Source organism: Paracoccus sp. S4493 (assembly GCF_000967735.1).
Lineage (GTDB): Bacteria > Pseudomonadota > Alphaproteobacteria > Rhodobacterales > Rhodobacteraceae > Paracoccus > Paracoccus marcusii.
In genome coordinates, this window is record NZ_JXYF01000078.1 from 1 (window position 1) to 19199 (window position 19199).

The 19199-nt window shown below is 68.9% G+C and carries 16 protein-coding genes; 12 read left to right on the forward strand and 4 right to left on the reverse strand.

The annotated features are described in order from the left end of the window. The coding region (locus tag TW83_RS11970) for an NAD(P)H-hydrate epimerase (protein WP_045983009.1) at positions 1-844 on the reverse strand (844 nt) is incomplete at its 3' end. A gap of 155 nt (positions 845-999) precedes the next feature. On the opposite strand from TW83_RS11970, the gene TW83_RS11975 reads away from it, so the two are divergent. The 3 genes from TW83_RS11975 to TW83_RS11985 all read left to right on the forward strand — a co-directional run bounded on the left by TW83_RS11975 (position 1000) and on the right by TW83_RS11985 (position 3267). After that, on the forward strand, positions 1000-1338 hold the full coding sequence (locus TW83_RS11975) for a P-II family nitrogen regulator (protein ID WP_042248864.1): 339 nt from the start codon (positions 1000-1002) through the stop codon (positions 1336-1338). A 75-nt stretch (positions 1339-1413) separates the two neighbouring features. Beyond that, the gene (glnA, locus tag TW83_RS11980) at positions 1414-2820 is read left to right on the forward strand and encodes a type I glutamate--ammonia ligase (RefSeq protein WP_045983010.1); all 1407 of its coding nucleotides are present in this window, start codon (positions 1414-1416) and stop codon (positions 2818-2820) included. A 177-nt stretch (positions 2821-2997) separates the two neighbouring features. After that, positions 2998-3267: a hypothetical protein gene (locus tag TW83_RS11985; protein WP_045983011.1), complete on the forward strand. Its 270-nt coding sequence runs from the start codon at positions 2998-3000 to the stop codon at positions 3265-3267. Between the two features lie 67 nt (positions 3268-3334). Here TW83_RS11985 and TW83_RS11990 read toward each other — a convergent pair whose 3' ends face one another. Continuing rightward, positions 3335-4402 carry an alkene reductase gene (locus TW83_RS11990; RefSeq protein WP_045983012.1) on the reverse strand — a complete coding sequence of 356 codons (1068 nt, stop codon included), beginning with the start codon at positions 4400-4402 and terminating at the stop codon, positions 3335-3337. A 217-nt stretch (positions 4403-4619) separates the two neighbouring features. Between TW83_RS11990 and TW83_RS11995 the strand changes: the two genes are divergently transcribed. From TW83_RS11995 to TW83_RS12015, 5 genes are all read left to right on the forward strand, one after another. Further along, complete coding sequence (locus TW83_RS11995) at positions 4620-7169, forward strand: cation:proton antiporter (RefSeq protein WP_045983013.1); 2550 nt, start codon at positions 4620-4622, stop codon at positions 7167-7169. Positions 7170-7209: 40 nt separating this feature from the next. Then, positions 7210-9501 (forward strand): Tex family protein, encoded by a 2292-nt coding sequence (locus TW83_RS12000; RefSeq protein WP_045983014.1) that lies wholly within the window; start codon positions 7210-7212, stop codon positions 9499-9501. A 10-nt stretch (positions 9502-9511) separates the two neighbouring features. Next, a complete protein-coding gene (locus tag TW83_RS12005; RefSeq protein ID WP_343251967.1) occupies positions 9512-10735 on the forward strand; it encodes an AGE family epimerase/isomerase in 1224 nt (407 codons plus the stop codon). A gap of 106 nt (positions 10736-10841) precedes the next feature. Continuing rightward, entirely contained in the window at positions 10842-11915 is a 1074-nt protein-coding gene (locus TW83_RS12010; RefSeq protein WP_045983016.1) for a PAS domain-containing protein, read from the forward strand. A gap of 102 nt (positions 11916-12017) precedes the next feature. After that, on the forward strand, positions 12018-12794 hold the full coding sequence (locus TW83_RS12015; RefSeq protein WP_045983017.1) for a transglutaminase family protein: 777 nt from the start codon (positions 12018-12020) through the stop codon (positions 12792-12794). A 4-nt stretch (positions 12795-12798) separates the two neighbouring features. Here TW83_RS12015 and cbiB read toward each other — a convergent pair whose 3' ends face one another. Then, complete coding sequence (gene cbiB, locus TW83_RS12020; RefSeq protein WP_045983018.1) at positions 12799-13710, reverse strand: adenosylcobinamide-phosphate synthase CbiB; 912 nt, start codon at positions 13708-13710, stop codon at positions 12799-12801. A 1-nt stretch (position 13711) separates the two neighbouring features. Beyond that, positions 13712-14251, reverse strand: a complete 540-nt coding sequence (locus TW83_RS12025; protein WP_045983019.1) for a histidine phosphatase family protein — start codon at positions 14249-14251, stop codon at positions 13712-13714. Between the two features lie 144 nt (positions 14252-14395). Between TW83_RS12025 and TW83_RS12030 the strand changes: the two genes are divergently transcribed. The 4 genes from TW83_RS12030 to TW83_RS12045 are packed head-to-tail and all read left to right on the forward strand — an operon-like array spanning position 14396 to position 19194. After that, positions 14396-15556, forward strand: a complete 1161-nt coding sequence (locus tag TW83_RS12030) for an isovaleryl-CoA dehydrogenase (RefSeq protein WP_045983020.1) — start codon at positions 14396-14398, stop codon at positions 15554-15556. After that, a complete protein-coding gene (locus tag TW83_RS12035) occupies positions 15556-16044 on the forward strand; it encodes a lysozyme inhibitor LprI family protein (protein ID WP_045983021.1) in 489 nt (162 codons plus the stop codon). Before TW83_RS12030 ends, TW83_RS12035 begins: the two co-directional genes overlap by 1 nt. Before the next feature lies 1 nt (position 16045). Next, on the forward strand, positions 16046-17593 hold the full coding sequence (locus TW83_RS12040; RefSeq protein WP_045983022.1) for an AMP-binding protein: 1548 nt from the start codon (positions 16046-16048) through the stop codon (positions 17591-17593). After that, positions 17590-19194 (forward strand): carboxyl transferase domain-containing protein, encoded by a 1605-nt coding sequence (locus TW83_RS12045; RefSeq protein WP_045983023.1) that lies wholly within the window; start codon positions 17590-17592, stop codon positions 19192-19194. The genes TW83_RS12040 and TW83_RS12045 overlap by 4 nt, the downstream gene beginning before the upstream one ends. Positions 19195-19199: the final 5 nt, after the last annotated feature.

Genomic DNA, 19199 nt, shown 5'->3' on the forward strand with positions numbered 1-19199 from the left:
CCGCCCGCGCCGCCAGACGGGCCGCACCCCCCGCGCCGGGACCGCCGGCCACCACCAGTACAGCGCCGTGGTCGTATTTGTGGCCACCCGACCCCTGCTTGCGCAGCCATGCGCCCCGCCCATCGTCGGCCCTGCGCCGGAGGTCCGCGATATCGAACCGCGGCCACACTGCGGTCAACCGTGCCAAGCCGCCCGCACGAAACGCGCCCAGCCCGATATCGGCGATGGCCAACGTGCCGCAGACCGTGGATCCATGTTCCAGCAGGTGCCCCGGCTTGGGGCTGTCAAACGCCACGGTCAAGGTGGCTCGGGGTGCCGCTGCGGGCAGGGCACCCCGGCCCATGCCCAGCATGACGCCGCTGTCCAGACACAGCCCGCTTGGCGCATCGACGGCGACGATGGGGCGGCCCGCATCCGCAAGCCTGCGCAGGATCGCCGCGATCTGCCCGTCCGGCGGGCGCGTCAGGCCGGTGCCCAGCATCGCGTCGACATAAAGGTCGGGCCGATCCAGCTGCGCCGCCTCCAGCGGAAGGACGGGCCCCGGCCAGCGGGCCCGCGCCGCGGCCGCGTCGCTGCCCACACGCAGGGGCATGCCCAAGACGCGCACCGACCAGCCTGCCTGTGACAGCGCCTGTGCCACGACATAGCCGTCGCCGCCGTTCGCGCCGGGTCCGCACAGGACCGTGGCGCGTCCGGGCTTGGGCCAGCGCAGGCGGATCTGGCCCGCGACGGCGCGTCCCGCGCGGGTCATCAGGTTCAGCCCGGACGTCACGCCGCTGCCTATCGCCGCGGATTCGATGGCGCGCATTTGAGCGACGGTGACGATTTCACTGCCTTCGATCATGGTCGATGATTAATCCTTGGGCTGAATGGTGAAATATTAGGCATACGAGCCGGACAAACGGCTTGGGGGCTTCCAAGATCATGCTGCTGCATTTACGCGGTTCACCAAACGCGCCAATCAGTCTTCAGGCAAGCCGCGAGGAAGGGTCTATTGCGATGAAGAAGATCGAGGCGATCATCAAGCCGTTCAAGCTGGACGATGTCAAAGAGGCGCTGCAGGAAGTCGGCGTGCAGGGTCTTTCCGTGACCGAGGTCAAGGGTTTCGGTCGTCAGAAGGGCCATACCGAACTGTATCGCGGCGCTGAATATGTCGTCGACTTCCTGCCCAAGGTGAAGATCGAAATGGTGCTGCCCGACGATCAGGTCGATGCCGCCATCGAGGCGATCGTCGCCGCCGCGCGCACCGAGAAGATCGGCGACGGCAAGATCTTCGTCTTGCCCGTCGAACAGGCGATCCGCATCCGGACCGGAGAGACGGGCGACGACGCCGTCTGATCGACCGAAGTTACACAGGCCTTCGCGCCCGGCAGGCCCAGGCCGCCGGGCCGCATCTACGAAGAAAGGGAAGAGATGCAAATCAAGGATGTCTTGAAGCTGATCGAGGACGAGGATGTCGCCTATGTCGACGTTCGCTTCACCGACCCCAAAGGCAAGCTGCAGCACGTGACGCTGGACCGCGACCTGGTCGACGAGGACTTCTTCGAGGAAGGCTTCATGTTCGACGGCAGCTCGATCGCGGGCTGGAAGTCGATCGACCAGTCGGACATGAAGCTGATCCTGGACCCCGCCTCGGTCTATATCGATCCGTTCTATGCCGAAAAGACGCTGTGCGTGCATTGCAACGTGGTCGAGCCCGACACGAACGAGCCCTATTCGCGCGACCCGCGCGGCACCGCCGCCAAGGCCGAGGCCTATCTGAAGGCGTCGGGCATCGGTGATGCGGCCTATTTCGGACCCGAGGCCGAATTCTTCATCTTCGACGACGTGCGCTATTCGGTGACGCCGCAGAAGGTGTCGTTCCAGATCGACGCGGCCGACGCCGCCTGGAACACCGACACCGAATACGAGATGGGCAACACCGGTCACCGCGCGGCCCACAAGGGCGGCTATTTCCCGGTCAACCCCGTCGACACCGCCCAGGACATCCGCGGCGAGATGCTGTCCACCATGAAGCGCATGGGCATGCGCGTCGACAAGCACCACCACGAGGTCGCGACCTGCCAGCACGAGCTGGGCCTGATCTTCGGTGGTCTGGTCGAGCAGGCCGACAACATCCAGAAGTACAAGTACGTCATCCACAACGTGGCCCATGCCTATGGCAAGTCGGTCACCTTCATGCCCAAGCCCATGAAGGGCGACAACGGGTCGGGGATGCACGTCAACATGTCGATCTGGAAGGACGGAAAGCCGCTGTTCTCGGGCGACAAATATGCCGACCTGTCGCAGGAGGCGCTGTATTTCATCGGCGGCATCCTGAAGCATGCCAAGGCGCTGAACGCGCTGACCAACCCCTCGACCAACAGCTACAAGCGTCTGATCCCGGGCTTCGAGGCCCCCGTGCTGCGCGCGTTCTCGGCCCGCAACCGCTCGGGCTGCGTCCGCATCCCGTGGACGGAGAGCCCCAAGGCCAAGCGCGTCGAAGCGCGGTTCCCCGACCCCTCGGCCAACCCCTATCTGTGCTTTGCGGCGCTGCTGATGGCGGGCCTGGACGGCATCAAGAACAAGATCGATCCGGGCCCGGCCTCGGACAAGGATCTCTACGACCTGCCGCCCGAGGAGCTGGCCGAGATCCCGACCGTCTGCGGGTCCCTGCGCGAGGCGCTGGAGGAGCTGGAGAAGGACATGGACTTCCTGCTGCAGGGCGACGTGTTCACCCGCGACCAGCTGGAAGGCTACATCGCGCTGAAATGGGAAGAGGTCTATGCCTACGAGCATACCCCCCATCCCATCGAATACGCGATGTATTACAGCTGCTGATCCCGTCCGCGGATCAGATCGGGGGGCGGTCCTGCGGGGCCGCCCCTTTCTCATGCGATCACGACGTCCACACGGAACGACACGGTTTGGTGAGTGGGTGTCACGAAAGTCGGTTTCCGGCGTGTCTGTAAGCATGGATCGACACGGTCCACCCACATGACACCCAGGAGAAACATGATGAAACGTCTTGTTGCCGCCGCCGCCACCACCGCCGCCCTGATGGCGCTGTCCGCACTGCCGGCCGCTGCCGGCCTGGCGGGCATGAGCGAACGCCCCGATTTCGCGCCCGCGCCCATGGCGCAGGTCAAGGTCGAACGTCGCGCCGGTGATCTGTTCACCGCCCGCGAACTGGGCCAGCGCAACCTGATGGCCGACGATGTCGTGTCCGTCACGCTGCTGCCGTCGGCCGGTGACGCGGCCATGCGGTCCAGCCGCGACGACAGCTGATCGTCGTCAGCGTTGCAGAAAGGGGGCGGTCCGATGGACCGCCCCCTTTGTCATGCGTGACGCCGGATCATTCCGCGGCGATGTCGGTGGCGGTGGGATAGTCGGTGTATCCCTCAGCGCCGCCTGCATAGAAGGTCGCAGGGTCCTGGTCGTTCAGCGGCAGGCCGCGGCGGAACCGTTCGGGCAGGTCCGGCGTCGCGATGAAATCGCGCCCGAACGCCACGGCATCGGCGCGACCCTCGGCCAGCAGGGCCTCGGCGCTTTCGCGGGTCAGGCCCTCGTTCGCGATGACCGGGCCGCCGAAGGCGTCGCGGATGGCGTCCAGCAGGCTGTCCTCGGCCACGCGTTCGCGCAGGCACAGGAAGGCCACGCCGCGCGCGCGCATGTCGCGGGCGACCTGTGTGAACAGAGCGCGGGCATCGCTGTCGCCCATGTCATGGCTGTCGCCGCGGGGCGCCAGGTGGACACCGACCCGGTCGCCGCCCCAGACGCCGACCACCGCATCGGTGATCTCGTTCAGGAAGCGGACGCGGTTCTGGATGTCGCCGCCATACTGGTCGGTGCGGGTGTTGCTGCGGTCCTGCAGGAACTGGTCGATCAGATAGCCGTTCGCGGCGTGGATCTCGACCCCGTCAAAGCCCGCGTGGCGCGCGTTCTCGGCCGCCTGGCGATAGGCCTCGACGATGCCGGGGATCTCCTCGGTGGTCAGGGCGCGGGGCGTGACATAGGCACGCTTGGGACGCAGCAGGCTGACATGCCCGCCCGGCTGGATCGACGACGGCGCCACTGGCAGCTGCCCGCCCAGCAGCTGCGGGTCGGAAATGCGGCCCACATGCCACAGCTGCAGGTAGATCAGGCCGTCGCGTTCGTGCACGGCCTGGGTCACCTTCGACCAGCCGGCGATCTGGTCGTCGTTCCAGATGCCGGGCGTCGCCTCGTATCCCACGCCCATCGGCATGATGCTGGTCGCTTCGGACAGGATCAGGCCGGCGCCGGCGCGCTGGCGATAGTATTCGACCATCAGGTCGTTGGGCACGCGGGCATCGCCCGCCCGCGACCGGGTCAGCGGGGCCATCACGATCCGGTTGCGCAGCGTCACCGCCCCCAGGGTCACGGGTTCAAACATCGAGGACATGCGGGTCCTCCTTTCTTGATCTTGCTTGTGGGGCCATCCGGCCCGGAATGTCAGTGCGGGGCGCCCTGCGCCCCACGGGCCTTCAGCTGTGCGTGACGCTACCCGATTTCAAGACCGCCTGCCGCGTCGTCACATCGCCGTCACCGTTGCCGAAAAACGTGCGCGGCAGGCGGGCTTGGCCTTCCATGTCGCTCAGACCCCGACTATCCAGAAAGCCATGGATATCATGTTGCTGACTGCCTTTACCGCGGTGCTGTTCCTGCTGATCGCAGCGGCGGAACCCCTGGCCGCACGCCTGCGCCTGCCGTTCAGCGTGATGCTCGCGGCGGTGGGTATCCTGATCGGCGGCGGCGCCCTGTTCCTGCTACGCACCAACGTGACAGAGACGCTGAATCCGGTGGCGGTCGGCATTCTGTCGCTGCCGATCCGGTCCAGCGTGTTCATGTACGTCTTCCTGCCGACGCTGATCTTTCAGGCGACGCTGGAGATGAACATCCGGCGGATGATGGATGACTGGGTGCCGATCCTGACGCTGGCCGTGGTGGCCGTGGTGGCGGCGACCCTGACCATCGGTTTCGCGCTGCACTGGATCGGGGGGCTGCCGCTGATGGTGGGCCTGCTGATCGGGGCGATCGTGTCGACCACCGACCCCTCGGCGGTCGTCAGCATCTTCCGCAGCCTGTCCGCGCCCAAGCGCCTGTCCCGCATCGTCGAGGGCGAGTCGCTGTTGAACGACGCCGCCGCCATCGCGCTGTTCGGCCTGTTCCTGACCTATGTCATGCTGGGCGTCCCGAACCCGCAGCTGGGCGAGGCCCTGGGCCAGTTCCCCGGCCTGATCGTCGGCGGCGTGCTGGCCGGGTGGCTGGTCGCGCGGATCGCGCTGGCGTTGATGAGCCTGTTCGGGCGGTTCGAGACGGCGCAGATATCCGTTTCGGTCGCGGTCCCTTACCTGGCCTATATCGGCGCGGAACAGCTGCTGGGCGCGTCGGGCGTGATCGCGGTCGTGGTGTCCGGCCTGACGCTGAACCTGATGGGTCCGGGCCGCCTGGCGCCTGCATTCTGGGTCAACCTCAAGGAGGTCTGGGGCCTGCTGGCGCATTGGGCCGGGGCGCTGATCTTCATCCTGGCGGCGCTGCTGATCCCGCGCCTGCTGGGCGAGGTGCGGCTGAACGATCTGTTCCTAGTCGGCGTGGTGGTGATCGCGGCCTTCGTCGCACGGGCGCTGATCCTGTTCGTACTGCTGCCGATGCTGACCACGCTGCGCCTGTCGCCCAAGATCCAGCGCCCCTATCGCGTGGCGATCATGTGGGGCGGGCTGCGCGGCGCGGTGACCCTGGCGCTGGCCCTGGCGGTGACCGAGAACCTGCGCGTGCCGGTCGAGACGAAGCGCATCGTCGGCATCCTGGCCACCGGCTTCACCCTGTTCACGCTGATCGTGCAAGGCACCACGCTGCGCGGTGTCATCGCCCTTCTGGGGCTGGACAAGCTGTCGCCGCTGGACCGGGCGCTGTCGAACCAGGTCGTCGCCGTGGCGCTGCAGTCGGTGCGCGAGGGCGTCGCCTCGGTCACCGAGAACTATGACCTGACCCGAGAGACGGTGCGCTCCGAGGCCAAGCGCTTTGCCGCCCGGCTGGACAATGCCGTCGAGGCCGCCGAGGCCGAGGACAATGCCGAGATCCTGGACCGCGACCGCATCACCCTGGGCCTGATCGCCTTGGCCGCGCACGAGCGCGAGATGATCGTCCAGCGGTTCCGCGAGCGGGCGATCTCGGCGCGACTGTCGGAGCAGGCGCTGTTCGACGCCGACCGGGTGATCGAGGGCGCGCGCTCGGGCGGGCGCACAGGCTATCAGCGCGCGGCACGGCGCAATCTGCGCTATGGCCCGGCGTTCCGGTTCGCGGCCTTCCTGCGCAACCGCATCGGCGTGGCCGGCCCGCTGGCCCGCATGACCGCGGACCGGTTCGAGATGTTGCTGGGCAAGCGTCTGATCCTGCGGGATCTTCACGGGTTCATCGATCGCCGCATCCGGCGGATTCACGGCCGGCGCGTGGCCGAACTGCTGCACGAATTGCTGCAGCGGCGGATCGAGGCGGTGGAGACCGCCCTGGAGGGTCTGCGCCTGCAGTTTCCCGGCTATGCCGAGGAGCTGGAGCGCCGCTTCATCCGCCGCACCGCCCTGCGGCTGGAGGAGCGCGAGTACAACGCCCTGCGCGACGACGGCCTGATCGGCGCCGAGGTGCACATCCAGCTGATGGACGATGTCCGCCAGCGGCGCCAGCAGTCCGAAGGCCGCCCCAAGCTGGACCTGGCCCTGCGCAAGAACCAGGTCGTGCGGCAATTCCCGCTGTTCGCCGATCTGGACGACGCGGAACTGAAGCGCCTGAGCCGAGAGATCCGCACGCGTTACGTCAATGCGGGCCATGTGATCACCCGCAAGGACACGCCCGCGCGGTCGGTCTTCTTCGTGGCTTCGGGCGCGGTCGAACAGGAGGTCGCGGGCCAGACCGCGCGCCTTGGCCGCGGAGAGATGTTCGGCCAGATGGGCGTGCTGACCCGCCGCATCCGCAAGGCGGAGGTCCGCGCGATCACCCCCAGCACGCTGTTGGTGCTGGACGAGGTGGGGTTCCGCCGCCTGCTGAAACGGTCCGCCGCGCTGCGCAAGGCGGTGCGCGACAGTGTCGTCGGCAAGACCGTCGCCGGAGAGGTCCTGCGCATGCCCGAACTGGCCCAGGACGCCCCGCTTGGCGAGACCGCTGCAAGCGGCTAGACCGGGGCGCAAGACCCACGGACGACAAGGCCCCCCACGCATGGACATCTCTGCCCAGACCGCCACCCGCATCGCCCGCCAGATCGCGACCGAGATCGGCGCCAGCCCCGCGCAGGTCACGGCCGCCTCCGACCTGCTGGACGGGGGCGCGACGGTTCCCTTTGTCGCACGTTACCGCAAGGAGGTGACGGGGGGCCTGGACGACACGCAGCTGCGGACCCTGGCCGACCGCCTGTCCTATCTGCGAGAGATGGAGGCGCGGCGTGCGGCGATCCTGGGATCGATCCGCGACCAGGGCAAGCTGACCGACGATCTGTCCCGTGCCATCGGTGCAGCCGAGACCAAGGCCGCGCTGGAGGACATCTATCTGCCCTTCAAGCCCAAGCGCCGGACCAAGGCGATGATCGCGCGCGAGAACGGTCTGGAGCCGCTGCTGCGCGCGATCCAGGCCGATCCGTCACGCGATCCGGCGACCCTTGCGCCCACCTATGTGACGGGCGCGGTCGAGACGCCCAAGGCCGCGCTGGACGGCGCCCGCGACATCCTGGTCGAGGAACTGTCGGAAAATGCCGAGGTTCTGGGCCCGTTGCGCGAATTCATGCGCGGCAATGCGGTGATCGCCGCCCGCGTGGTGGCCGGCAAGGAGGAGGCGGGCGCCAAGTTCAGCGACTATTTCTCGCATTCGGAAACCTGGTCGGGCATTCCGGGCCACCGCGCGCTGGCCATCCTGCGCGCCGCCAAGGAGGAGGTCGTGACCATCGACATCGCCCCCGAACCGGACACCGGCACGGCGCGGGCCGAGGGGATCGTGGCGCGGGGTCTGGGCGCAGTCGGGCAGGGGCCGGGCGCCGACTGGCTGCGCGGCGTCGCGGGCTGGGCGTGGCGGGTACGGCTGTCGAACACGATGTATATCGACCTGCTGACCGAATTGCGCGCCCGCGCCCATGCCGAGGCGATCCAGGTCTTTGCCCGCAACCTGCGCGACCTGCTGCTGGCGGCACCCGCCGGGCCGCGCGCGACCTTGGGGCTGGACCCCGGCATCCGCACTGGCTGCAAGATCGCGGTCGTGGACGGCACCGGCAAGCTGTTGGACACCGCGACCATCTATCCGTTCCAGCCCAAGAACGACCTGCGCGGGGCCGAGGCCACTCTGGCGGCGCTGATCGCCAGGCATGGCGTCGACCTGATCGCCATCGGCAACGGCACCGCCAGCCGCGAGAGCGAGCGTCTGGTCGCCGATGTGCTGAAGCGCCTGCCCAAGGGCGTCAAGGCGCCCACCAAGGTCATCGTGTCCGAGGCCGGGGCCTCGGTCTATTCCGCGTCCGAACTGGCCGCGAAGGAGTTTCCCGGCCTGGACGTCTCCCTGCGCGGCGCGGTCAGCATCGCGCGCCGGTTGCAGGACCCGCTGGCCGAACTGGTCAAGGTGCCGCCGCAGTCCATCGGTGTGGGGCAATACCAGCATGACGTGGACCAACGGCAGCTGGCAAAATCGCTGGAGGCCGTGGTCGAGGATGCCGTGAACGCGGTAGGCGTCGATCTGAACACGGCCTCTGCGGCGCTGCTCACCCATGTCGCGGGGCTGGGGCCGTCGCTGGCGCAGGCCATCGTCGCGCATCGGGATGCCACCGGCGCCTTCCCGTCCCGCGCCGCGCTGAAGAAGGTCGCGGGTCTGGGCCCCAAGGCGTTCCAGCAATGCGCAGGGTTCCTGCGCGTCCAAGGGTCCGAACCGCTGGACGCATCGGCCGTCCATCCCGAAGCTTACGGCGTCGCGCGCAAGATCGTGGCTGCCTGCGGGCGTGATCTGAGGTCGCTGATGGGCGACAGCACGACGCTGAAGTCGGTGCGGGCGCAGGATTTCGTCACCGAGGATTTCGGCCTGCCCACCGTGCGCGACATCCTGTCGGAGCTGGAAAAGCCCGGCCGCGACCCGCGCCCCGGTTTCGTCACCGCGACCTTTGCCGACGGTGTCGAGGCGATCGGCGACCTGCGCCCCGGCATGTCGCTGGAGGGGACGGTGACGAATGTCGCCGCCTTTGGCGCCTTCGTCGATATCGGGGTGCATCAGGACGGGCTGGTCCATGTCAGCCAACTGGCCGACCGCTTCGTGAAGGACCCCCACGAAGTGGTCAAGGCCGGCGACGTGGTCCGCGTCCGCGTGACCGAGGTGGACGTGGCCCGCAAGCGCATCGGCCTGACCATGCGCAAGGACAACGCCCCCACCGACCGCCCGGCGCGCGAGACCGCGAAGCCCGCGCCCCGTGCGGCGCAGGCCGCGCCCAAGGGGGCGGGCGCATTCGGTTCGGCCCTGGCCGACGCGCTGCGCAAACGCTGAGAGGATGGCCATGAGCGTGCTTGACGACACCGATCACCGCGCCTTTCTGGCGCGCGACGCGCACCGGGCGCTGGACTTCTTCGATGCCAGCATCCGGCCCGAGGGCGGCTTTCACGTGCTGGACCTGGACGGCACGCCTCTGCCGGGGACGGTGCAGGAGTTGCACACGACCACGCGGCTGGTCCATTCCTATGCGCTGGCGCAGATGGCCGGGCGGCCGGATCGCGCGGGGATCGTGGATCAGGGCATGGACTGGCTGTGGCGCGCGCATCGCGACACCGATCACGGCGGCTATCTGTGGGCCGTGGACGGCACCGCGCCGGTCGAGGGGCCCAAGCTGGCCTATGGCCATGTCTTCGTGCTGCTGGCCGCGTCCAGCGCCAAGATGATCGGGCACCCCGATGCGGATCGCCTGCTGGCCGACATCACGCAGGTACTGGACCGCCACTATTGGGACGACGACGCGGGACTGTTCCGCGACGAGTTCACGCGCGACTGGCAGGCGTTCTCGACCTATCGCGGCATGAACGCCAACATGCACGGGGTCGAGGCGCTGCTAGCCGCATTCGAGGCGACCGGCGCGCCCGTCCATCTGGACCGTGCCGGGCAATTCCTAAATTTCTTCATCGCGGGGCAGGCGGCGGTGCATGGCTGGCGCATCCCGGAACATTACGACGACCGCTGGCGGCCCGACCATGCCTATGCCGGTAACCCGATGTTCCGCCCTGCCGGCACCACGCCGGGCCACAGCTTCGAGATGGCGCGCCTGCTGCTGCACTGGTGGGATCTGGCCGGGCGCCCCGACACAGGCGCGGTCGCGCAGGCGCGTGCGCTGGTCGATACGGCGCTGGCGGATGCCTGGGCCGACCGGGGCGGGCTGGCCTATACGCTGCGCGACGGTCGCGTGGACAATCCGGCGCGCTATTGGTGGCCGGTGACCGAGGCGATCGGCGCGCTGGCGGCCCTGATCAAGCTGGACCCCCGACCCGGCGACGGCGACTGGTACCGCCGCCTGTGGGCCTTCGCGGACGGGCATCTGATCGACCATGCCCGCGGCGGGTGGTTCCCCGAACTGGGCGATGACGACCGCCCGGCCGCGACGCAGTTCCGGGGCAAGCCCGACATCTATCACGCGCTGCAGGCCGACCTGCTGCCGCTGGCGCGGGGCGTGTCGCATCAGGCGCGCGATCTGGCCCGCAGATGTCCCTTGCGCGGCGCGGCGGGCCTTGGCTAACCTTTCTGTACCGTCCGGATTGGTCCTTGACGTGACCGGGCCGGAGGGCCAAGCGGGACGTCAAGCGGCGGGCCGGGACAGGCCCGCGTTACTGTCGGGTTTATCCATGGTTCCAACCGATCCGAATTTGCGCGCGATCGACCTGCTGGCTGGGTCCGAAGCGGGATTCGCGCTGTCGGTTCTGGATGCCTCGCCGGATTGCATCAAGCTGCTGGACCCCGAGGGGCGGCTGATCTTCATGAACGGCAACGGGTTGTGCGCGATGGAGATAGACGATTTCGCCAGCGTCGATCAGCGGCCCTGGCCGTCGATGTGGCCGCCCGAGGCGGACCGAATGCTGAACGACGCGATGCAGGCGGCGCTGACCGGCGCCGTGACCCGGTTCGAGGCCTTCTGCCCGACCGCGCGCGGCACGCCGCGCTGGTGGCACGTCACCGTGTCGGGGGTCCGGGACGCGGCGGGCCGCGTGGTGCGCATCCTGGCGTCGTCGCGCGACGTGACCGACAGCGTGACAATCCGACAGCAGCTGCAGCAGGAGGTCGCCCGCAAGGACGAGGCCATCGCCCGTCAGCACATCCTGATGGGAGAGATCGACCACCGGGTGAAGAACAGCTTTGCCGCGGTCATCGCCCTTCTGCGGATGCAGGCGCGCCAGCAGGCCGGCGGCCCGGCGGGCGCGCAACTGTCCGATGCGGCGAACCGCATCTCGACCTTGGCGCGGGTGCACGACCAGTTGCACCTGGACCCGGGCAGCCGCGATGTCAGCCTGCGCGACTATGTCGAGGCGCTGGCGACCGACCTGGCGCAGGCGCTGGAGGCGGCGATCACCGTGGACGACGCGCTGGCGGGCGATCTGCGGGTGACGGCGGGGCAGGCGGCGGCGATCGGCCAGATCCTGGCCGAACTGATCGGCAATGCCGTCAAGCACGCGCATCCGGGCCGGCGGCCGGGGCTGTGGCTGGACCTGGCGCAGAACGCGGGCGCGTTGAGCGTCACGCTGTCGGATGACGGGCCGGGCCTGCCTGCTGGGTTCGACCCGGATGCGGCGCGCGGGCTGGGCATGCAGATCTGCCTGATCTATGCCCGCCAGATGGGCGGTGGGCTGGATCACGGTGCCTCTGACCGGGGCGGTGCCCGGTTCCGCGTCACCGTGATGCTGGATGCGGCTGCGTCATCCTGACGCCCGCGGAACCAAGCCGCCGCTTGAAGATTGACAATGGCCCCGCAAGCGGGCACGGCTCTGCCCCTTTCCCGACCCACCCCAACCTGACAGGAGCCGCCGATGCGGATGAAGATCGACGTGACGCTTGACTATGCGCTGGAATCGCCCGGGCCCGCGCTGCTGCTGATCGAGGCGGCGGGCGTTCACGAACAGATCCTGAACCGCACCAACATCGACCTGGGCCAGCCCCTGAAGCTGGCCCGCGTTCCGGCCGAGGAGGGCATCGGCGAACGCATCGTCATGCGCCTGCAGGATCGGCTGACCTGCCGTTATTCGGCCGAGGTCCAGGTGACCCGCCCGCGTCCCGATCTGGCCAGCCTGCAGGCCGTCGAGGTCGAGGACATGCCCGGCGACGCGCTGCGCTATCTTCTGCCGTCGCGCTATTGCCAGTCGGAACGGTTCGGTCATTTCACCGGCTCTCGGTTCGAGGGGCTGACGGGCGGCCCGCTGGTCGCCGCGATGCGCGATTGGGTGGAACGCAACCTGGACTATGTCGCCGGAACCAGCGACGGGGACACAACGGCGGCGGACACCTTCCTGGACCGGCGCGGCGTCTGCCGGGACTATGCGCATCTGCTGATCGCGCTATGCCGCGCGCAGCAGATCCCCGCGCGCATCGCCAGCGTCTATGCCCCCCATGTCCAGCCGCAGGATTTCCACGCGGTCGTGCAGGTCTATCTGGGCGGCGACTGGCACCTGGTCGATCCGACCGGCATGGCCCATGCGGACCAGATGGCCTTGGTCGCGGTCGGGCGCGACGCGGCGGACGTGGCGTTCCTGACCACGAACTCGGTCGCGGAACTGCGCACGCAAAGCGTCGAGGTCATGCTGTTCTGATCCGTCAGAGCAGCGCCACCGCGGCCAGCAGCAGCGCCGCGACCACCGTGGCGCGACGGATCAGCGCGATGCCCCGGCGCAGGTCCGCCGCATCCGGGTCGGGCGCGGCGGCATTCAGCCACGGCTCGTCCGCGACCCGGTCGGCATAGACGCGCGGACCCGACAACCGGCAGTCTAGGGCCCCGGCCATCGCGCCCTCGGGCCAGCCGGCGTTGGGCGACCGGTGGGCAGACGCGTCGCGCAGCGTCACCCGCAGCGCCGCACCCGCGCGCGGACCGGACGCGATCGCGATCAGCCCCGCCGACAGCCGCGCGGGAATCACGTTCGCCACGTCGTCCAGGCGCGCGGCGATCATTCCGAACGCCTCGTGCCGGGGGGTTCGGTGGCCAATCATCGAATCCATCGTGTTGATCGCCTTGTAGGCCGCGATGCCCGGCAGCCCGCCAACCGCCGCCCAGAACAGCGGCGCGATGACGCCGTCGCTGAAATTCTCGGCCAGGCTTTCAAGGCTGGCGCGGGACAGGGCGGGCGTATCGGCTTGGGTGACGTCGCGCCCCACGATCATCGCGGTCGCACCGCGAGCGGCGGCCAGGTCGCCTGCCGCCAGGGGAACGGCCACCGCGCGCAGGTGCTGATCCAGCGACCGCGCCGCGACCAGCGGCCACGCCAGCACGGCCGCGACCCACGGGCCCAGCCATGCCTGGATCAGAACCGCGGGCATCATGGCCGCCAACAGGACGACGACCACGGTCAGCGCACCCTTGGCGCGCCGCGCACGGCCCTTGTTCAGCGTGCGATCCAGCGCCGCAATCAGACGCCCGGCCCAGGTCACCGGATGCCCGACCCGGCGATAGACCGCATCGGGCCAACCGATCAGCACATCCAGCACCAGCGCCAGCAGGGCGATCACGGTCATCCTAGTCTCCTGCGCAGAGGTTGACGGTCTGCACCGCCCAATCGGCACCGGCGCGCTGCAGCACGGTCAGCGACAGGGGCGCCACCGCGAAGGACAGGGCGGCGGGCCCGACCACCATGGACAGTGCCGCGCGCACAGTGCCCGCATGCGCCACGATCACCGTGTCCCGCTGCAGTGCCTGCAGGACCGGGATCACCCGCGCGGCCATGTCATCGAAGCTTTCACCGCCGTCGGGGCGGTGGCGGGCCAGGGCATCGAGGGGCAGGCAACCAAGGTCGGGCAGGTGCAAGGGGTCCATCCCCTCCCACGCGCCCAGGTCCTGTTCCCACAGCGCGGGCTCCAGCCTGTCGGGCACAAGCCCCAGGGCGGTGGCCGTCTGACGACAGCGCAGCGCCGGGCTGGCGATGACCTGGGCGGGACGCAGGCGGGCCGCCTGGCGCGCGAATGCGGCAGCATCGCCGCAATCGGCAGGCACGTCGCGCCGGCCGGCCAGCAGGCCGTCGGCAAGACTGGGGGCATGGCGCAGAATCATCAGTCGCATCGCCCTCCTTTGGCGCGTCGGGCGGGCAGGGACAAGCCCCGCGCTTGACGCATCGGCCCAACCGGCGCAGCCTGCTTGACGGGCGGGCGCGGCCTGCGCTATGGAAATGAACAAGCGTTCAATAACCGGGGAGGGGGGATCGCGATGTTCACGCGGGGCATGGAATTCGATCTGGGCGAGGATGTGAACGCGCTGCGCGAGATGGTCCACGGATGGGCCACCGATCGCGTCGCGCCCCTGGCGGCCGAAACCGACCGCACCAACGCCTTTCCCAACCAGCTGTGGACCGAGATGGGCGATCTGGGCCTGCTGGGCATCACGGTGGATGAACAGTACGGCGGGTCGGGCATGGGCTATCTGGCGCATGTGATCGCGGTCGAGGAGATCGCGCGGGCCAGCGCGTCGATCAGCCTGTCCTATGGCGCGCATTCGAACCTGTGCGTGAACCAGATCAAGCTGAACGGCACCGATGCGCAGCGTGCGAAATACCTGCCCGACCTGTGCAGTGGCAAGGCCGTTGGTGCCCTGGCCATGTCCGAGGAAAGCGCAGGCAGCGACGTCGTCGCAATGCGCCTGCGCGCCGAGAAGAAGAACGACCGCTATGTGCTGAACGGCAGCAAGTACTGGATCACCAACGCGCCCGACGCGCAGACGCTGGTGGTCTATGCCAAGACCGACCCCGAGGCCGGGTCGAAGGGCATCACGGCATTCATCGTCGAACGCGACATGGCCGGTTTCACCACCAGCCCGCATTTCGACAAGCTGGGGATGCGCGGATCGAACACGGGCGAGTTGATCTTCGACAATGTCGAGATCCCGTTCGAGAACGTCCTGGGCGAGGAGGGCCGGGGCGTTCGGGTGCTGATGTCGGGCCTGGACTACGAGAGGGTGGTTCTGGCCGGCATCGGCACCGGTATCATGGCGGCCTGCCTGGATCAGGTCCTGCCCTATGTGGCGGAACGCAAGCAGTTCGGCCAGCCGGTGGGGTCGTTCCAGCTGATGCAGGGCAAGATTGCCGACATGTATGTCGCGCTGAACACCGCCCGCGCCTATGTCTACGAGGTCGCGCGGGCCTGCGACGCGGGCAAGGTCACGCGGCAGGACGCGGCGGGTGCGGTTCTGTATGCCAGCGAACAGGCGATGGTGCAGGCGCATCAGGCCGTGCAGGCGCTTGGCGGGGCCGGGTTCCTGTCCGACAGCGTCGTCAGCCGCCTGTTCCGCGACGCCAAGCTGATGGAGATCGGGGCCGGCACCAGCGAGATCCGCCGCATGCTGATCGGGCGCGAACTGATGGGGCTGGTCTGATGCGCATCCTGGTCGTGTTGGCGCTGATGGCCGCCCCGGCGATGGCGCAGGACGCGCCGTCCTTTGATCCCGCGCCGGTGCTGGCCTGCCTTGACAGCGATGCGGCGCCCGACAGCTGCGCGGGCCTGGCCGCGAATGCCTGCATGGAGGGCGAGGGCGGGTCCAGCACGGTCGGCATGGGGTTCTGCCTGGGCGCCGAACGCGACTGGTGGGACGATCGCCTGAACACCGCCTATGGCGAGGTGATGACGCGGGCCGAGGCAGGCGATGCGGAACTGGACAGCATGGACGCCGCGGGTCCGCGTCAGGCGGGCGCCCTGCGTGACATGCAGCGCGCCTGGATCGCCTTCCGCGACGCCGCCTGCGAATACGAGGCGACGCGATGGGGCGGCGGCACCGGCGCGGGGCCCGCAGCCGCGCAATGCGCGCTGACCCTGACCGCGCGTCAGGCGAACCAGCTGGACGGCTATCTGCGCGAAGGCCCCTGAGATGGCACGCCTGCTGCATCACGCGGACCACGCGCGGCTGTGCCGGGATTTCCGCTGGCAGTACCCCGCGCGGCTGAACATGGCCGACCAGTGCCTGGCCCATGCACCGGACCGGGTGGCGATCATCGACCATGACGGCGCCCCGCACCCGGTGACCTTCGCCACGCTGGCGGCAATGACCGATGCGCTGGCCCATGCGCTTGGGGCCGATCGCGGCGACCGGATCGGCATCCTGCGCACGCAATCGTCCTGGACGGCGGCCGCGCATCTGGCGGTGTGGAAATCGGCCGCGATCTCTGTCCCGCTGTTCAAGCTGTTCGGCCCGGATGCGCTGGACCTGCGTTTGCGCGATGCGGGTATCTCGACCGTCATCACCGACGCCCAAGGGCGCCGGATGCTGGCCCCGTTCCCCCATCTGCGGGTGATCGTCCCCGAGGACGGCCTGCCCGATGCCGGGCCCTTCGCCACGCGCGACACCGGGCCGGAAGACCCGGCGGTGATCATCTATACTTCGGGGACGACAGGCACGCCCAAGGGCGCGTTGCACGGGCATCGCATGCTGACCGGTCACCTGCCGGGGGTCGAGATGAGCCACGACCTGCTGGGCCAGCCGGGCGACGTCATCTGGACGCCCGCGGACTGGGCCTGGATCGGCGGTCTGTTCGACGTGGCGATGCCGGGGCTTGCGCTTGGCGTGCCAGTGGTCGCCACCCCGATGGCCAAGTTCGATCCGCATGCCGTCGCGGGCCTGATCCGCGACTGTGGCATCCGCAACGTGTTCCTGCCGCCCACCGCGCTGAGGATGCTCAAGGTCGCGGGGGTGCGCCTGCCCGGCCTGCGCAGCGTCGCATCGGGCGGAGAGACGCTTGGCGCCCCCATGCTGGACTGGGGCCGGGAGGCATTCGGCCTGCAGATCAACGAATTCTATGGTCAGACCGAATGCAACATGGTCGCATCGGGCAGCGGCGCGATGTTTCCGGCCCGTCCCGGCGCCATCGGGCGCGCGGTGCCCGGGTTCGAACTGGCGGTGATCGACGCGCAGGGCCGGCGCACCGATGCCGAGGCCGACATCGCCATCCGCCGCGGCGCCGGCAGCATGATGCTGGAATACTGGCGGAACCCGCAGGCCACGGCAGCCAAGTTCCGCGGCGACTGGCTGGTGACCGGCGACCGGGGCGTCATCCGGGACGGCCATGTCCAGTTCGTCGGACGCGACGACGACGTCATTACCTCGGCCGGGTACCGCATCGGGCCATCCGAGGTCGAGGACTGCCTGCTGCGCCATCCTGCCGTGGCGCAGGTCGCCGTGGTCGGCAAGCCCTGCGCGCTGCGTACCGAAATCGTCAAGGCTTACGTCGTGCTGCGGCCTGGCCATGTACCGTCGCCCGACCTTGCGGCCGACCTGCAGGCCCATGCCCGCAGCCGGTCGGCCGTCCATTCCTATCCCCGAGAGATCGCCTTTCTGGATGCCCTGCCCATGACCGTGACCGGCAAGGTCATGCGTCGCGCGCTGCGCGATCTGGACCTGGCCGAGGAGACCACACGATGAAACTGACCTCGACCGCGCTGCCTTCGTCCGAGGGGTTCCGCGCCAACCGCACCGCGCATCTGGCCCTGCTGGAGACCGCCCGCGAGGCCGCGGAGGCTGCCATCGCCGGCGGTGGCCCCAAGGCGCTGGAGCGCCATGTCAGCCGCGGCAAGATGCCCCCGCGGGAACGGGTGGCGAACCTTCTGGACCCCGGCAGCCCGTTCCTGGAGATCGGCGCGCTGGCCGCGCATGGCCTGTACGACGGGGCCGCGCCCTGTGCGGGGGTCATCGCCGGGGTCGGGCGGGTGCATGGCCAGGACGTGATGGTCGTCGCCAATGACGCGACGGTCAAGGGCGGCACCTATTACCCGATGACGGTCAAGAAGCACCTGCGCGCCCAGGAGATCGCCGAGGAATGCGGCCTGCCCTGCGTCTATCTGGTCGACAGCGGCGGCGCGAATCTGCCCAACCAGGACGAGGTGTTTCCCGACCGCGACCATTTCGGCCGCATCTTCTTCAACCAGGCCCGGATGAGCGCCAAGGGCATCCCGCAGATCGCCGTCGTCATGGGGTCCTGCACCGCGGGCGGCGCCTATGTTCCCGCCATGTCCGACGTGACGATCATCGTGCGCGGCCAGGGGACGATCTTTCTGGCCGGTCCGCCGCTGGTCAAGGCCGCCACCGGCGAGGTGGTCACGTCCGAGGATCTGGGCGGCGGTGACGTGCACACCCGCCTGTCCGGCGTGGCCGATTACCTGGCCGAGGACGACGCCCACGCGCTGGCCCAGGCCCGCCGCGCCATCGCCAACCTGAACCGCCGCCGTCCCGACACCGTCGTCTGGCAGTCGCCGGAACCGCCCGCCTATGACCCCGAGGAGATCCTGGGCGTGGTGCCGGCCGACCTGCGCACCCCCTATGACATCCGCGAGGTCATCGCCCGCATCGTCGACGGAAGCCGCTTTGACGAGTTCAAGGCCCGCTTCGGCGAGACGTTGGTCACGGGCTTTGCCCATGTCGACGGCTGCCCGGTGGGCATCATCGCCAACAACGGCGTGCTGTTTTCAGAGGCCGCACAGAAGGGCGCGCATTTCATCGAACTGTGCAGCACCCGCAACATTCCGCTGGTGTTCCTGCAGAACATCACCGGCTTCATGGTCGGCCGCAAATACGAGAACGAGGGCATCGCCCGCCACGGCGCCAAGATGGTTACAGCGGTCGCCACCACCAATGTGCCCAAGATCACCATGCTGGTCGGGGGCAGCTTTGGCGCGGGCAATTACGGCATGGCAGGGCGGGCCTATTCCCCGCGCTTCCTGTGGACCTGGCCCAACAGCCGCATCAGCGTGATGGGCGGCGAACAGGCCGCGGGCGTCCTGGCCACCGTCCGCCGCGACGGCATCGAACGTGCCGGCGGCCAGTGGTCGCCCGAGGACGAGGCCGAGTTCAAGCGCCCCACAGTCGAGATGTTCGAGCGCCAGTCCCATCCCCTCTATGCTTCCGCAAGGCTGTGGGACGACGGGATCATCGATCCGCGCCAATCGCGCGACATCCTGGCCCTGTCGCTGCGCGCCAGCCTGAACGCACCCATCCAGCCGACGCGGTTCGGCCTGTTCCGCATGTGAGGGGC

Excerpts from the sequence above, each read along its gene's own strand:
- TW83_RS12010 (WP_045983016.1), top strand. The coding sequence starts at position 10,842 with ATGGTTCCAACCGATCCGAATTTGCGCGCGATCGACCTGCTGGCTGGG.
- TW83_RS12005 (WP_343251967.1), top strand. The coding sequence starts at position 9,512 with ATGAGCGTGCTTGACGACACCGATCACCGCGCCTTTCTGGCGCGCGAC.
- glnA (WP_045983010.1), top strand. The coding sequence starts at position 1,414 with ATGCAAATCAAGGATGTCTTGAAGCTGATCGAGGACGAGGATGTCGCC.
- TW83_RS11995 (WP_045983013.1), top strand. The coding sequence starts at position 4,620 with ATGGATATCATGTTGCTGACTGCCTTTACCGCGGTGCTGTTCCTGCTG.
- TW83_RS12040 (WP_045983022.1), top strand. The coding sequence starts at position 16,046 with ATGGCACGCCTGCTGCATCACGCGGACCACGCGCGGCTGTGCCGGGAT.
- TW83_RS12015 (WP_045983017.1), top strand. The coding sequence starts at position 12,018 with ATGCGGATGAAGATCGACGTGACGCTTGACTATGCGCTGGAATCGCCC.
- TW83_RS12030 (WP_045983020.1), top strand. The coding sequence starts at position 14,396 with ATGTTCACGCGGGGCATGGAATTCGATCTGGGCGAGGATGTGAACGCG.
- TW83_RS12025 (WP_045983019.1), bottom strand. The coding sequence starts at position 14,251 with ATGCGACTGATGATTCTGCGCCATGCCCCCAGTCTTGCCGACGGCCTG.
- TW83_RS11975 (WP_042248864.1), top strand. The coding sequence starts at position 1,000 with ATGAAGAAGATCGAGGCGATCATCAAGCCGTTCAAGCTGGACGATGTC.
- TW83_RS12045 (WP_045983023.1), top strand. The coding sequence starts at position 17,590 with ATGAAACTGACCTCGACCGCGCTGCCTTCGTCCGAGGGGTTCCGCGCC.
- TW83_RS11985 (WP_045983011.1), top strand. The coding sequence starts at position 2,998 with ATGAAACGTCTTGTTGCCGCCGCCGCCACCACCGCCGCCCTGATGGCG.
- TW83_RS12035 (WP_045983021.1), top strand. The coding sequence starts at position 15,556 with ATGCGCATCCTGGTCGTGTTGGCGCTGATGGCCGCCCCGGCGATGGCG.
- TW83_RS11990 (WP_045983012.1), bottom strand. The coding sequence starts at position 4,402 with ATGTCCTCGATGTTTGAACCCGTGACCCTGGGGGCGGTGACGCTGCGC.
- cbiB (WP_045983018.1), bottom strand. The coding sequence starts at position 13,710 with ATGACCGTGATCGCCCTGCTGGCGCTGGTGCTGGATGTGCTGATCGGT.
- TW83_RS12000 (WP_045983014.1), top strand. The coding sequence starts at position 7,210 with ATGGACATCTCTGCCCAGACCGCCACCCGCATCGCCCGCCAGATCGCG.